The 14860-nt window shown below is 57.8% G+C and carries 13 protein-coding genes; 7 read left to right on the top strand and 6 right to left on the bottom strand.

The annotated features are described in order from the left end of the window. Position 1 precedes the first annotated feature (1 nt). The gene (locus tag ACLV74_RS09715; RefSeq protein WP_411879188.1) at positions 2-445 is read right to left on the bottom strand and encodes a DUF3717 domain-containing protein; all 444 of its coding nucleotides are present in this window, start codon (positions 443-445) and stop codon (positions 2-4) included. 503 nt (positions 446-948) lie between these two features. Between ACLV74_RS09715 and ACLV74_RS09720 the strand changes: the two genes are divergently transcribed. The 3 genes from ACLV74_RS09720 to ACLV74_RS09730 all read left to right on the top strand — a co-directional run bounded on the left by ACLV74_RS09720 (position 949) and on the right by ACLV74_RS09730 (position 2643). Next, complete coding sequence (locus ACLV74_RS09720) at positions 949-1677, top strand: TerC family protein (protein ID WP_411879189.1); 729 nt, start codon at positions 949-951, stop codon at positions 1675-1677. 87 nt (positions 1678-1764) lie between these two features. Beyond that, complete coding sequence (locus ACLV74_RS09725; RefSeq protein ID WP_411879190.1) at positions 1765-2214, top strand: hypothetical protein; 450 nt, start codon at positions 1765-1767, stop codon at positions 2212-2214. Between the two features lie 75 nt (positions 2215-2289). Continuing rightward, positions 2290-2643, top strand: coding sequence for a phage holin family protein (locus ACLV74_RS09730; RefSeq protein WP_411879191.1), 354 nt, complete (start codon positions 2290-2292; stop codon positions 2641-2643). On the opposite strand, the gene ACLV74_RS09735 is transcribed toward ACLV74_RS09730, so the two are convergent. Both ACLV74_RS09735 and tfpZ read right to left on the bottom strand, forming a co-directional pair. Continuing rightward, on the bottom strand, positions 2599-4152 hold the full coding sequence (locus ACLV74_RS09735; protein WP_411879192.1) for a M48 family metalloprotease: 1554 nt from the start codon (positions 4150-4152) through the stop codon (positions 2599-2601). The two genes, ACLV74_RS09730 and ACLV74_RS09735, sit on opposite strands and share 45 nt — an antisense overlap. A gap of 61 nt (positions 4153-4213) precedes the next feature. Then, entirely contained in the window at positions 4214-4993 is a 780-nt protein-coding gene (gene tfpZ / locus ACLV74_RS09740; RefSeq protein ID WP_411879193.1) for a TfpX/TfpZ family type IV pilin accessory protein, read from the bottom strand. Between the two features lie 41 nt (positions 4994-5034). Here tfpZ and moaC point away from each other — a divergent pair, with 41 nt between their 5' ends. Continuing rightward, positions 5035-5520, top strand: a complete 486-nt coding sequence (moaC, locus tag ACLV74_RS09745) for a cyclic pyranopterin monophosphate synthase MoaC (protein WP_411879194.1) — start codon at positions 5035-5037, stop codon at positions 5518-5520. Between the two features lie 6 nt (positions 5521-5526). Here the strand turns inward: moaC and ACLV74_RS09750 are convergent, their stop codons facing one another. Further along, positions 5527-7083 carry a PglL family O-oligosaccharyltransferase gene (locus tag ACLV74_RS09750; RefSeq protein WP_411879195.1) on the bottom strand — a complete coding sequence of 519 codons (1557 nt, stop codon included), beginning with the start codon at positions 7081-7083 and terminating at the stop codon, positions 5527-5529. Then, positions 7076-8131, bottom strand: coding sequence for a UDP-glucose 4-epimerase GalE (gene galE / locus ACLV74_RS09755; protein WP_411879196.1), 1056 nt, complete (start codon positions 8129-8131; stop codon positions 7076-7078). Before galE ends, ACLV74_RS09750 begins: the two co-directional genes overlap by 8 nt. A gap of 324 nt (positions 8132-8455) precedes the next feature. Between galE and ACLV74_RS09760 the strand changes: the two genes are divergently transcribed. The 3 genes from ACLV74_RS09760 to ACLV74_RS09770 are packed head-to-tail and all read left to right on the top strand — an operon-like array spanning position 8456 to position 13749. Further along, positions 8456-9265 (top strand): ABC transporter permease, encoded by an 810-nt coding sequence (locus tag ACLV74_RS09760; protein WP_411879197.1) that lies wholly within the window; start codon positions 8456-8458, stop codon positions 9263-9265. After that, on the top strand, positions 9255-10598 hold the full coding sequence (locus ACLV74_RS09765; RefSeq protein ID WP_411879198.1) for an ABC transporter ATP-binding protein: 1344 nt from the start codon (positions 9255-9257) through the stop codon (positions 10596-10598). Before ACLV74_RS09760 ends, ACLV74_RS09765 begins: the two co-directional genes overlap by 11 nt. Before the next feature lies 1 nt (position 10599). Then, positions 10600-13749 carry a glycosyltransferase gene (locus ACLV74_RS09770; RefSeq protein WP_411879199.1) on the top strand — a complete coding sequence of 1050 codons (3150 nt, stop codon included), beginning with the start codon at positions 10600-10602 and terminating at the stop codon, positions 13747-13749. 60 nt (positions 13750-13809) lie between these two features. Here ACLV74_RS09770 and ACLV74_RS09775 read toward each other — a convergent pair whose 3' ends face one another. Continuing rightward, positions 13810-14856: a glycosyltransferase family 2 protein gene (locus ACLV74_RS09775; protein WP_411879200.1), complete on the bottom strand. Its 1047-nt coding sequence runs from the start codon at positions 14854-14856 to the stop codon at positions 13810-13812. Between the last annotated feature and the right edge of the window lie 4 nt (positions 14857-14860).

Below are 14860 nucleotides of genomic sequence, written 5' to 3' on the forward strand. Positions count from 1 at the left end.
GTCAGGCCGGACCCTTTTCGTCGGAAGGAGTCGGCGTTTTATTTTCCAGCGCCCGGTCTGAGTAGCGGCCAAAGCGCCAGGCGGTGGCTTCCTGCGTGATGCGCCGCCAGGTGGCGCGTTTTTCGCCGGGTGTCATTTCGGGCCAGTGCTGCACTTCGTCAAACGTGCGGCCACAACCCTTGCACAGGGCGTCGCCCTGGCTGGTCGAGCAGATGGCGATGCAAGGCGTGTCGGCCGTAGTGTCGTACCAGGTGCGCCAGGCCGCGAGCGCCTTGGCGGGAAAGGATTTTTCGTCGGCCTCGTCCTCATGGTAGAAAACCATGAGCGCATAGACCTCGGCCAAGGCGCGCAACTCCGGCGCCAGCGTCACGCCGTCGGGTGAGGGCTTTTTGTCGCGCCAGTAATTGATGGCGGCTTCAATGTCGGTGATGTGGATGCCGGGCATGGGAAATAAGATACCAAATGGGGAGCTGGCCGCGCCAGGGAAGAGGATGCGCGAAGCCGCAGAGCCGGGCCGTTCATTATCGGGCAGACCGCAATATCGCTCCCACGAAGCGGGTTTAGGTAGGGCACAGCGGTCGTCCATGGCGTCCATGCAGAATCAGGCCTGCTGGAATAGCCGGGATTTGCAAAAAATCCATTTTTATTGTCAAATGTGCAGACGAAGGGGAGTAACTCCCTCGTTTTGCTGCAATATTCGATAACAGACACCACAGCAAAATCGCTAACAGCAAGTCGTCATTACGAAGTTCACACTTCCGGCTTGTTGGGCATGCAGCGACACTGCATGTCGAGCCAGACCTTCGATTGAAACCTGAACAGGTTTGATCGAGGCGTTCGCGGCACCAATTCCCTGACCCGAACCACTCACAAGCCTTTTCCGGTTTCGCGAATCCGGAAATCCGTTCCTGCGGATTTCCAAGTCGAAACTTGATTTGGAGTGTGAACTTGGAACTATTTACCGCCCCCTGGTGGTCCGCCCTGCTGGCGATCATCCTCATTGACCTCGTGCTCGCAGGCGACAACGCCATCGTGATCGCGCTGGCCGCCCGCAACCTGCCTCCGCAACTGCAGAAAAAAGCCATCGTCTGGGGCACGGTCGGCGCCATCGTGGTCCGCTCCGCCATGACAGTCGGCGTGGTGTGGCTACTGAAGATTCCCGGGCTGATGCTCATAGGCGGCCTGGGGCTGCTGTGGATCGCCTACAAGCTGCTGGCAGACCAGGGCGACAAGGAACACGACGGGCCCATCGCCAGCACCTTCTGGGGCGCCATGAAAACCATTGTGGTGGCCGATGCCCTGATGGGCGTCGACAACGTGCTGGGCGTGGCCGGCGCGGCGCACGGCGCGTTCGATCTGGTCGTCATCGGCCTGCTGGTGAGCATCCCCATCGTGGTGTTCGGCAGCACCATGGTGCTCAAGCTGGTGGAGCGCTTCCCCATCATCATCAACGTGGGCGCTGCGGTGCTGGCTTTCACCGCCGCCAAGATGGTTGTGAGCGAGCAGTTGCTCGACCCGATCTACGGCGGCCCGAACACGCTGCCTTCGGCCGAAAACCTGCACACGGCCGCCCAGTGGATCACCTACGCGGTCGCGGTGGCGGGCGTGCTCGGCGCGGGCTGGTGGGCGACGCGGCGCAACCGCTCGAACAACGACGCAAAACTGGTGCCGCACTGAAACCCGCAATCCCCGGGGGGCCCGTGCCCCCTCTTTTTAGCAACCTGCAAGCTTTCTAAAACGACGACAACTCAAGGAGAGAACTTCATGGACAACATCATCGTGTACGTTGACGACGCCACCTATGCCCTGCAGATGCTGCAGCCCATGCTGCCGGCCGGCGGCCCCCGCAACCCGACCCGCTGGATCGTGGTCGGCTGCGCACCCCGAGTGACGCACCGCGTCAGCAAATGGGTGACGCACAGCGCACGGGAAAGCTGGCGCGGCAAGTGGGCGGAAAAGGTCTTCGCGCAGCTGATGCCCGTATTGCAGCGGGAAGGTGACGCCGTACTGACCCAGCTGGCACAGACGACCTTGATCACACAGACCGAGACCCTGATCAAGCAGCACGGCGCCGCGCGCGTGCTGGATGCCCGCCGGCCGAAGTTCGGCCAGGACATGCAGCCGGTGACGGCATCTCAAGCCCAGGAAAGCCATGGGGTGCTGGGTTATGCCACCGCGCTGGCGAGCGCCGGTCTGCTGGTGGCCACCGACTGACGCGGCTTGCCGCAAGCCGCCAATGCGCCCTCAGGGGCGCATTTTTCTTTGGGCGGCCGGTGGTATTCTTCGGCCATGAAACTCATCCTCAAATGGCTTTTCAGTGCGGCCGCGCTGCTGGCGGTGGCTTACCTGTATTCGGGCGTGACGGTCAGCAGCTTCACCGGCGCGCTGATCGCGGCGGCCGTGCTGGGCGCGCTCAATATGGTGGTGCGCCCCATCCTGGTGTTGCTGACGCTGCCGGTGACGCTGGTGACGCTGGGGCTCTTCCTTTTCGTGGTCAACGCGCTCATGTTCTGGGCCGCGGCCAGCCTGACCAGCAGCCTGAACGTCGCCGGCTTCGGCGCCGCGCTGATCGGTTCGCTGATTTACTCGGTGCTGCAGCTAGCGATCGAGTTTGTCCTGGAGCGCCTGTTCCTTGATAAGTGACTCGGTCTGGCGCGTGCGCGTATCGAGGATGGAACCCTCCACGTAATCGGCGCTGCCGGGGTTGCTGCGCATGAGGCCCTGTGCCGCCTTGAAACGGTCCAGCGCCGCCGGGTAGTCCAGTTGCGCCGCCCGGCTTTCCGCATCGGCGCGAATCGCCCGCACGTTCTGGTTCTGGTTGCCGTAGGCCACGGCGAGCAACTGCCAGGCCATCGCGTCCTTGGGATGCGCGGCCACCCAGGTCTGCAGGCGATTTGACACGTCCTGGGCGCGGTGTGCGGCCATTAATGACCGGGCTTGAGTCAACACCTCCGCGCGGGATGTCGCCTTGGCGATGTCGACGGACGCCGCCGTCGAGGGAACGACGCCGGCGATCAGGTCGATTTCGACAGCCAGCAGGTCTACCGTGCTGGCGGCTTGCGGCATGTCGGCCGCGATCAGCGGCCTGAGCTTTTCCAGCAGGCTTTTGGCGCCCGGAAAATCACGCAGTTGCGCTGCGGCATAGGCACCCGCATACAGGGTGCCGGCATCACGCACGTTGTCGGCCGACGCGGGCGATTGCAGCGGGGCGGGAGTGCCGCGGCGCTGGGCCTGCGCCACCATGGAGCGCAGCGCGTCCACGCCAGGAGCGGCCAGGATGCGCGCGCGCGCGGCCATGATGGCGTGCAGCACCAGAGCCTTGCCGGTCCCGATTTCCTTGTCGCGCGAGGGCTTTGCGGCCTCCAGGGAGGCCAGTTGCACCCGTGCCTGCGCCTCGGCGATACGTTCGGTGTTCAGGGGATGGGAACGCAAATAGGGAAAGGAGCCGTTGTCGTTCAGGCGCGAAGCCTGCTGCAGCTTTTCGAACATGGCCGACACGCCACGGCTTTCAAAGCCGGCATCGGTCATGACACCGAAACCGACGCGGTCGGCCTCGCGTTCCATGTCCCGGGAAAAATTGAGCTGGTTCTGCGCGGCAACCGCCTGCCCGCCGACGATGGCGGCGCTGGCCATGTCGCCGCTTTTTCCGGCAGCCAGCGCACCCAGAATCATCGCGGCGATCATCCAGGGGGTCTGGCGCGATTGCTGTGTCAGCATGCGCGAAATGTGGCGCTGCGTGACGTGGCTCAGTTCGTGCCCGAGCACGGCGGCCATTTCGTCCACGCTGCCGACCGCACCGATCAGGCCCAGGTGCACGCCGAAATAACCACCCGGCAAGGCAAAGGCATTGATGCTCCGGTCCCGGATCAGGAACACCTGCCAGGCAAAGCGCTCGTCGAGCTCCGCATGCAATTCACCGCGGGTTCGCGCGGCGGCCACCAGAGGCAGCCAGACGCTTTGCAGGTAGTCGTCCAGCACCGGGTCGTCGATGTAGTCCGGATCCCGGTAAATGCTGGCGGCAATACGGTCGCCGATACGGCGCTCCGCAGCGGCCGACAGCTCGGAGGTTTCGCCGAGCGACGGCAAGGAGCCCGCGCTGGTACCCGGCACGGCGGCAGGCGCCTGGGCAAGCGAGAAATGGGCGGAGGCCATGAAGACCAGGACGCCTAGCGCCAACCGGCTCAAGACGGGGTGCCGGCCGGACAAAGCGCGCCTAGAACGAATCAATGGGGACAAAAGCGATTACCTCGGCGGTACGGGTATCAACCAGGGCGGTCCAGAAATCCTTGCGCCCTATCATGGGAATGTAGCCGGTGAACGCCAGTGCATCGCTTCCGCGCGAGGCCGATTTCAATGCACCATCAATTTCCGCAAGACGATCCGGGAATCGCGTTTTCAACTCCGCCAACGGGCGCGCGTGGGCCAACACTTGGGACTGCGCCTGGGCGTAGGATTGCCAGAGGCCGGGGCGCGCACCAAGTGGCACGCCGCCCAGCGCCGTCAGGGTCGCATCGGAACGCTCCTTGGCGTCCTTGAAATCGCGCAAGGAGAGCAGCGTCGGCCCCGTGAGCGGCAAACGCTGAAATTCCGGCGGCGCCTGCTTCAACTCGTCTTCGGGAATTTCAATGGCGTGGATGACCCTGAAACGATCCATCTCATAGGCCAAGTGCACCGGGCGGACCACCATCACCGTCCATAACCCGTATAAGAGCGCCGCAAGCTGGAAGCAGCCAATCACCGCGAGGTCCAGCCTGAGGGTTTTGACGGATTTTTTGACGTCGAATACCGCCAGCGTCAATAGCGGACCCAGGATCACGTCGACCGTCACCACGATAAAAAACAGCTCGCGGCCGCCGGAGATTTCCCGGTAGGGGTAGGGATACCAAATCTCAAAAACCAGCCATGCGGCGAGCGCCGCGATAGCCACACTGATACCAAAATGCACACCTGCCGCCAGCAAGCGGCTCTTCAGAGGACTTTGATTCACAAACATGGTCTTATGATGAAGGCTTGTTGTAAAGGTTTCGTAAAAGCATGGCAACCCCTTCCGCACTCACCCATTTTGACGGCCAAGGCCAGGCCCATATGGTTGACGTGGCGGGAAAGGCGGCGACACATCGCATCGCCCTTGCGCAGGGCCGTATCGTAATGAATCCGGCGACGCTGTCCATCATTCTGGGGGGCAATGCCAAAAAAGGCGACGTGCTGGGCATCGCCCGCATCGCCGGCATCATGGCCGCCAAAAAGACCAGCGACCTGATTCCCCTGTGCCACCCGCTCGCGCTGACCCGCGTGGCGATCGACTTCCTGCCGCAGGAGAGCGACTCCAGCATCACCTGCCGGGCCACCGTGGAAACCATCGGCCCGACGGGGGTGGAAATGGAGGCCCTCACAGGCGTGCAGGTGGCCTTGTTGACGATTTACGACATGTGCAAGGCGGTCGACCGCGCCATGGTCATCACGGACGTGAAGCTTCTTGAAAAGCACGGCGGCAAATCCGGCAGCTTCACCAACCCCTGAGCCGGCTCAGGGCAGGCGCTCGCCGCCTGCGGGGAGGCGGGAATTGACGGCGGCCCAGCGCGCATACTCCCTCGGGAAAGCCGCCCGGTAACGCGCCAGATGCGCCAGGGCTTCGTCGTCACGCCCCAGCATGACGGCGCTTTCAATCACTTTTTCAATCACAACCGGTTCGGGCGAGTAATGCAGCAGAGCCGTCGCCGTGTCGAAAGTCCATTGGGCGTTGTCCCGCGTCAGGGCTGTCAGGCTCAACTCGGCAAAGCTGACCTGCCTGCGGAACAGCCACGAATCGCGAATCTTGGACAAGGTCGCGTCACGGTAGGCGGCATCACGTTCCTGGGGCGGCTTGTAGATCTGGCTGATGCGGTAGTAGTCCCAGGCCGCATAAGCGCAGCACGCGGCCAAGACCGCCGCAAACACCCCCCTGAAAACCGCCGCCCGCGGCGCGGCAACCCCGGCCGGCGCGCCGCCGGCATGCCACAGCAGCCCGATACAAAGGCCAAAGGCAACCTGAAACGGCCCGTACCACAAGGGGTATTCCAGCATGCTGTGCAACAGGATCACCGCCAGCACGCTCCAGGCCAGCTGGCGCACGGTATCCGCCTCGCGCCAGGGGCGCCGCCGTAGCACCCACCAAACACTGGCGCCGCAGATCAACAGCGCGACCGGGATGCCCAGTTCAACCGCCAGGTGCAAAGGAAGGTTGTGCGCGTTGTCCAGAATGTCGCAAAACCGCGTACCGCCATACAGGGTAATGTAGTGGGCATAGTCCAGTTCCCCCCAGCCCCAGCCCAGCAGGGGCTTCTGCCCGATCAGGTTCAGCACGTTGGACCACAGCGCGACACGGCTCGCGCATGCCAGCTCGCCGCCGCGCAGGCGGGCCACCATGCCGTGCGCCGCCGGGTCAAGCCCCAGCAACCAGGGCAATAGCAACGTTGCCGCCCCATAGGCCACCACAGCCACCAGCAGCACGCGCAAAACACGAGGCTGGCGCCATGCGCCCCATACGCCGAGCAGCCCGCAAAGCATCACCAGCTCCACAAGGCCCGTACGGGAAGAAGAAGCGGCGTTACCGGTGGCAAGCAGAACGGCCCCCAGATACACCACCCATTGGCGCCTTCCCGCAGCAAAACCTTGGTGGGAGACCCAGACCAAAGCCGCCAGGGCGATATTGGTCAGGCTGGCGAACTGGTTGCGCTGGCGAAGGTTGGCGAACGCCTCCCCGGGCGCCGTCTGGCTCACCCACGCGCCCAAGGCCGCCGCGGCACCGAAGTATTGGAGCAGGGCGATCAGGCTGCTGATCAGGCCGGCCAGCAACCAGGCCCAGGCCGCGGGCTTTGCCCAGCGCTGGGCAAAAGACGCATCGCAATGCGATTGGCTCGGGGTGGTACGAAACGAGGTCGACAAAACGAGGGCCGCCGTCGCGGCAAGCGCCACCAACCAGGGCACAACACCGGGAGAGGGGCCAAGCGAAATCGGATTGAGCCAGGGTAGCGCTAAGAGCAACGCCACCAGACCTGCAGTCGCATCTCGCGAACCGGCCTGGGAATGGTGGATTTCAGGCATGGTTCTGCGGCTGAGAGCATTGCCAGCGCCATGCATCACGACACATGTCGGCCAGATCATGACGAGCTTGCCATCCCAATAGTTCGCGCGCCCGCGAAGGATCGGCAAAATATTGGGCGACATCACCCGGCCGGCGGGCGGCAAACTCGTAGGGAACGGTAACGCCGTTCACCTGCACAAAAGTCTCCACTAACTGCCTGACGCTCGTGCCCCGACCGGTCCCCAAGTTCACGGTGAGACTGGCCCCGCCGTCAAGAAGATGCTTTAGTGCTGCCAGGTGCCCCTCCACCAGGTCCTGAATGTGGATGTAGTCGCGCACACAAGTGCCATCAGGAGTGGGGTAGTCGCCGCCGAAAATGCTGAGTTTGGGCCTGAGACCGGCAGCGACTTGCATCACATAGGGCATCAGATTATTAGGTATACCCAGCGGCTCCTCACCGATCTGACCACTTGGATGGGCCCCCACCGGGTTGAAATAACGCAAGGCCGCCACCCGCCATGTCTCCTCCAGTTCCGCCGGGGCCGCTGCTAACCGCCGCAAAATATCCTCTCCCATCAACTTGGTGGCACCATAAACCGATGTTGCGTTGAGCACCGCCGACTCAGCTACCGGCACCCGGACCGGGTCGCCGTAGACCGTTGCGGAAGAGCTGAAGACAAACCGGTGCACATGGTACCTTTGCAGCACACGTAAAAGCACCAAGAGGCCTCTCACGTTATTATCCAGATAGCGCAGCGGGTGAATGATCGAGTCACTCACCGACTTAAGCGCGGCGAAATGAATACACGCATCGATGTCATGATTTGACAGCACCTTTTCCAACGCAGCACCGTCACGCACGTCGGCCTCCACGTGAGCGAAAGTTGTGCCCGCCAAGCCTTCGATGCGGCGATAGACCTCAGGTGAACTATTACAGTAATTATCGAGTGCCACTACCCGGCAACCCTGACGCAGAAGTTCGGTGACGGTATGGGAACCGATGTAACCAGCCGCACCGGTAACCAAAACGGTACGGTGATCCAGAGTAGTTTGGCTCCAAGCATTCATTGCTTGATTCTAGTGGGGGTGTTACTTTCAGCATCCCTCCTAAATTCTCGGGAAAGCAACAGCAAGCCAGAAAAGACGGGTTAGCATCACGTCCATCTGTCCGGACGTTTACGCACAAACCCAGATTCATCAATAGAAAACGAAAGTCATGGGAAAGTCATGGAAGTGGGGGCAATTGTCGGGCTGGGATGCCTCGGCCTGCGCGTCGCCGTTTGCATCGGGCGGAACCACTAGACGCAAAGCTCCTGTTGATGCCGGTGCTCATGATAAAAATCGCCCACCCTTGCTTGCGCGCGTGCATGTATACGAAGCACCTCTCAAATTATGATCGCCCCTGTTTTAAATCCTGTGCGAATCTGTTCTGAAATCTGGCGGCACCGCTACGTGCTGGGTCAACTGATCAAAAGGGACGTGTTGCTGCGGTACAGGGGTGCGATGTTTGGCGTGCTGTGGATTTTTCTCAGCCCATTGCTGATGCTGGCCATTTTTGCGTTCATCTTCGGGCAGGTCTTTCAAACACGTTGGCCCCAGCAAAACGGCGGCCTGCCGTTCTGGCTGCTGCTTTATAGCGGCCTGATTACCTTCAATATCTTTGCCGAAACGGTTTCGCGTGCGCCAGCTTCCGTTCGCGGCTACCCCAGCTTTGTGAAGAAGATCGTCTTCCCCGTGCACATTCTGCCCGTTGTCCCCCTAGGCGCGGCCCTGGTTCATGGCACGTTCAACTTCCTTATCCTCGTGGCCGCGCTGGCGTGCGGTGGCCGCCTCCATGGCCAGGTTTTGCTTTTCCCGTTTCTGCTGCTTCCCGTTCTGTTACTGGGTCTTGGCGTCTCGTGGTTTGTGGCGGCGTGGGGAGTGTTTATCAAGGATATGACCCAGATTATTCCCGTGTTCGTGCAAATGCTGATGTTCCTGTCGCCGGTTTTTTATCCGATGAGCGCGGTTCCGACTGCTTTGCGCCCAGCCTACCTATACAACCCGCTTGGAGTTGTGATCGAAGCCTCTCGCGCGGCAATCACGGGGCAATCGATCGACTGGGGTGCGTGGGCCTTGGCATTCGGCGTGTGCCTGGGCCTATGTGTGCTGGGCTACGCCTTCTTCCAGCACAGTCGGGAGGAGTTCGCCGATGCACTCTGACATTGCAGTTTCCGTCAAAAATCTCACGAAAACTTACCGCATCTTCGACCACCCCGGTGATCGGATAAAACAAGCATTTACTTTCGGCCGGATTCGCTTTCATCGCGGATTTACTGCATTGAAAGACATCTCGTTCGAGATAAAAAAAGGCGAAACAATCGGCATCATCGGACGCAACGGCTCCGGAAAAAGCACCTTGCTGCAGCTCATCTGCGGGATTCTTAAACCCACTGCCGGACGCGTGCAGGTGTATGGCCGGGTTTGCGCCTTGCTTGAACTTGGCGCCGGGTTCAATCCTGAATTTACCGGCCGGGAAAACGTGTACTTTCAAGGCGCGGTAACAGGCTGCACCAAAATCGAAATGGACGCTCGTTTCGACGATATAGTCGCTTTTGCGGATATCGGTGAATTCATCGACCAACCAGTGCGAACCTATTCAAGCGGCATGTACGTACGACTGGCATTTTCCGTTGCTATCCATGTAAGTCCTGACATTCTCATAGTAGACGAGGCACTCGGCGTAGGGGACGCCGCTTTCGCCCGAAAATGTTTTCGCTTCCTGAATGAATTCAGAAAGCGCGGAACTTTGATAGTGGTCAGCCACGATGTCGGGACCATTACAGCCCTTTGTGATAGCGCGATCTGGATCGATAGCGGCACAGTGATTCAAGCAGGGGACACAAAAACCGTTTGCGAAAGCTATTTTTCCTCCGTACATGGGGGAAACGTACAAAGCGCTATCAACAACGTGGCGGAAAAGCACAATGAAGATATCGTTGACCAACGTCTTCCCTTCTTGAATTGCAGCAACTTACGTAATGATCTCGAACTCTTCGAGTTCAATATCAAATCCGCTTCATTTGGAAATAATCAGGCTAGGGTTTTGAACGCCAGATTCGTCACCTCCAACGGGGAGCAATGCTCGTGGGTGGTCGGCGGTGAAATCGTTACTCTCTCAATTACGATATCCGCCTCAATCGATCTGGATTCGGTCATCGTCGGCTTCACTGTTAAAAATCAAATTGGGCAGGCAATTTTTGGTGATAACACCTATCTCACCTATGTTGACCAACCCCAAAGCTTGAAAGCAGGCGGACAACTCGAAGCGACATTCCAGTTTCGGATGCCGCAATTGCCCGCAGGCGACTACTCCGTCTCCGTCGCTGTCGCCGAAGGCACCCAGGTGGCGCATACGATGCTGCACTGGGTCCACGATGCAGTGACTTTCCAATCTACAAAAGGCCACGCAACAGGCGTCCTCCTGGGCTTGCCGATGCAACACATTTCCATGCAGCCTCTGGAAATTCTGGCCACCCGAACACAGGAGCGATAGGATGGAATTTACCGGAGAGCGATTTATTCCCACCGTCAACGGGAAGATTCGGCTCGAACACTACCACCGCTATGCTATCGCTCAGCAGCTAGCTCGCGGCAAGGATGTACTTGACGTCGCATGTGGCGAGGGGTACGGGTCCGCATTTCTGGCGGAGACTGCATTGAGCGTTTGCGGCGTTGATGTTTCAGAGGAAGCTGTAGCACACGCAAGAACGTCTTACCAGAGCGGAAACTTGAAGTTCCATCACAGCTCTGCGACTCAGCTTCCTTTTGAAGCCGCCTCGTTTGATCTCGTCGTGTCTTTTGAAACCATTGAGCATTTACTCGAGCAGGATGGGATGCTCAATGAAATTGAGCGAGTACTCCGCCCGGATGGAATGTTGATCATTTCCTCCCCGAATCGACCCGTCTTCCGCGAGGAATCCAATGAGGACAACCACTTCCACGTCAAAGAACTAGATTTTCGCGAGTTTGACGAACTGTTGAATTCCCGATTCGGCCACATACAGTATCTGGGCCAAAAGATGCTGATGGTATCCGCCATTCAACCCCTGCTGGAAAAGCAAGATTCGTTTTACGCCTGGCACGAGGATGGATCGGAAATCCATCCTGACTCTGGCCACCTGGAAAATCCGGTCTATTTTCTCGCTCTATGCACTAGGCAAAAAAGCTCGAGCGCCCCTCTGCCCGCCTCTGTGCTTCTGTCAACAAAAGTCGACGTAGTCAGGGAATATATTGATATTGGAAAATGGGCTCAATCGCTGAATGACGCCGTATTGATACGGGATGCCCAGATTGAGAAAATCAGGACCTCGCTGTCGTGGCGACTGACAAAACCGCTGCGATTTGCAGAAAAAAAAATACAGGCAGGACTTTCGGCCATATCTGCAATCTCGCGTGTCATGCACAAGTACATCTTGGGAGCCGCCGTGCTTTTCGGGGCCTTGCGAAAGGTCTTGCCGTTTTACGACGGATCGGTGCGGCAGGCCGTTCGCCGATCGATTATTGTCTTGCGCCGGGATGGGATAAAGGGAATCGTTCAGCGCGTGAGAATGCTTGACGCTTTCCATGGGTCTTTCGATCGGACAGATCTTCCCTCAACTCGGCTATACGGCGGTTTCCCTAATCCTGGACCGGCATACTCGCCGAAAGTATCTGTCATCGTGCCGAATTTCAATCATTCGAAGTATCTACGCGGGAGGCTGGATTCAATCTTCAATCAGTCCTATACGAACTTTGAAGTCATACTAATGGACGATTGTTCTACGGATGACAGTTTGGTTGTTTTGCGCAGCTACGCGAACCTGTATCCGGATAAAACGGTATCGCTGTTTAACAAAATCAATTCTGGCGGCGTTTTCAATCAATGGGCAAAGGGGCTGGAAGCCGCGACCGGAGAAGTAATCTGGATCGCAGAAAGTGATGACTACTGCTCGTTGAATTTTCTCGAGGAACTGATCCCCAGCTTTGCAAACCCCGCCGTGAAGTTGGCATTTACGCGCGTGGATTTTGTGCAGAACGATCCGCCGACTACCGTCTGGACGTCCGAGGAATACCTGTCAGATTTGGGGTTGGATATCTGGAAACGTCCCTTTATCACTTCGGCCCATGCAATCGTGAACTCCGCATGGGTAGTGAAGAATATAGTGCCGAATGCAAGTGGTGCATTGTTTCGCCATCCGGGAAGCCTAGCGCTGCTGGCCGACCCAAACTGGCTGAAAATGCGTGTCTGCGGGGATTGGATGTTTTATCTCTCCGTCATACGAGGAGGATTGGTGGCATACAGCCCAAAGGCCACCAACCACTACCGCCAACATCCTCTGAACACGTCCACAAACTTTCAGGCCGAAGATGGCTATTACCGCGAACACGAAGCAGTGGGAAAACATTTAGCCCAGCTGTTTAAGTTGGAGCCAGCGGATTTCAAGAGGCAGGAAAACCAACTTTATCAACACTGGCGTAACAAACGTGGCGACTTTCGCCCCCGCGATTTTGCCTCGCTCTACGCGTCCGAGTCGATTTTGGCCTGCGCAAAAACACGAAAACCCAATATCGTAATGGCGGCCTATGCCTTAATCGCCGGAGGAGGGGAGACCTTCCCTATTAGCCTCGCGAACCTGCTGACAGCCGCAGGTTATGGCGTGACTTTTTTCAACGGCAACTTCGAAAAAACCGAAGTCGGAATCCGAAACATGATTTCGACTTCGATTCCGCTGCTTGAAGCAGATCGAGTCGATTTGGCAGGCGCCTTCTTTTTTGATATGGGCATCGAACTCGTGCACTCACATCACGCGTCTATTGATTTAATGCTGGCAACTCAACTAAGCAAGTTTCCCGACATTCGCCATGTGATTTCAATGCATGGGATGTACGAACTTATGCCCCCTGCGCAGTTTGCAAAGGTACTTCCGAAGCTCGAGGCACGTATCGACGGCTTCGTCTATACCGCCGAGAAAAATGCGTCCTCATTCCCTCCGCAGTTTCGCGAGAGAAAACACTTCCAAAGAATCGATAATGCTTTACCTTCGGGCCCCGTCAAACCCGTTTCCCGCGATAGTCTTTGTGTAGGCGAAAATGATTTCTTACTTTGCTTGGTATCGCGTGCAATTCGCGAAAAAGGCTGGGAAGAGGCCATTCAATCAGTAGTGTTGGCGAATGAGCGATCGGCACGGCCGGTCCATCTTCTTTTGGTTGGAGATGGGCCAGAACTCGAGCGTTTGAGGCCATACGCCAAACATGACTTCATCCATTTCCTCGGATTCCGAAGCAATACGCGCGACTACTTCGCCTCAGCTGATATGGGATTCTTACCATCGCGTTTCAGAGGTGAAAGTTACCCACTAGTTGTTATCGACTGCCTGCATTCGGGAAGACCTGTTCTGGCCAGCAACATTGGCGAGGTATCGGAGATGCTGTGGACAAAAGAGGGTTTAGCTGGTGAACTATTCGAACTGGACGACTGGAATATTTCCATCGAAAAACTGGGGGAGACCATCGTACGGTTGGCTAATGCACCAGATCAATATTGGAACTCATTGAAGCAACGGGTGCCCGTCGGGGCCAGAAAATTCGACGCCGGAAGAATGGTGGAAAAATACGAGGCCGTCTATGCGGCCTGTCTGGCGATCAAGGCTTCACCTGGAAAATAAGGCCGGTATTTCAGTTAAGTCTGCAAAGAGAAGCCCACTCGGGCTTTGTCGGGGGTCTTCTTATCGAATTTGTGGAATACCGTACTTCACAAGCATTGTCAGCTTTCGCGGGAAAGCGACAAAGCCACGGCACCAATCTCTTAACGTAATGACACGTCTTCGTTGAATTTCAGCTCGGCAACCAATGATCTTTCGGCGTTCTCGCCATAGCGACGGGAAAATTGGCCCATAGATCAGCCGCCAAATATTCATGTCGGTTTTCAAAAGAGCAACTACCGCCCCCTCAAGCGAAATCAACAGGAGATGAATGGGCAGCACAAGAGCCAACTGAAGAGGAGGGGACACCATTACAAGTGCGTAAGTTTTATTCCTCTCGGAGAAAGCGCGTCGCCTGTACGTCGTGAGCATTTGCCCTTCTTGCAGGCGATTTCCTCCAAAACTTTTTCCTTGGTGGTGTCGATAGCCAGAACTCGCCAGGACTCGGACCGGGTAGCCTGCCAGTCGTGCCTGGCAACACAAATGCATATCCTCAGCCACAGAACCAAACCATTCCGGGAAGCCTCCGAGCTCATTCCACAATCCTTTTGGAATCCAAAGACAAGCACCAATCACCATTGCCACATCGGTACGCATCGGGTCTAAGTTAGGAACTGGGTTAAAAAAGGGATCTAGCAAGCACCCCCGATCAACCAGATTCAGACTCTTGGCGTCATGTTGAGGAAGACTGAGAACAGCCGCTTGTCCCAGCCTTTTGGCTTCGGCTGTCAAGCTTATCAACGCGTCTGCGTATAGCACCGCATCGTTGTTAAGCAGCAACAGGTATTCTCCCTTTGCGGCGGCTGCCATCCGATTGTTGGCAATACAGAATCCGACGTTGCTATCACTGACAATCAGTTTCACCTGCGGATAGTGGCGGCGAATATGGTCCGCCGAACCGTCGTTGGAGGCATCGTCATGAACCAATATCTCCAGGGAAAGATGGCCATGCTGCTCAACTACTGACCGTAGGCAGTCGTCGATCACTTCCATGCCGTTGTAGTTGGCGATGCAGATCGAACAAATGGGTATATCCACTTCCAAGCTTGATCCTTTTTTTTCGGACGCCATTGCC

Origin of the sequence: Polaromonas sp. YR568, assembly GCF_943369415.1 — a bacterium.
Lineage (GTDB): Bacteria > Pseudomonadota > Gammaproteobacteria > Burkholderiales > Burkholderiaceae_C > Polaromonas.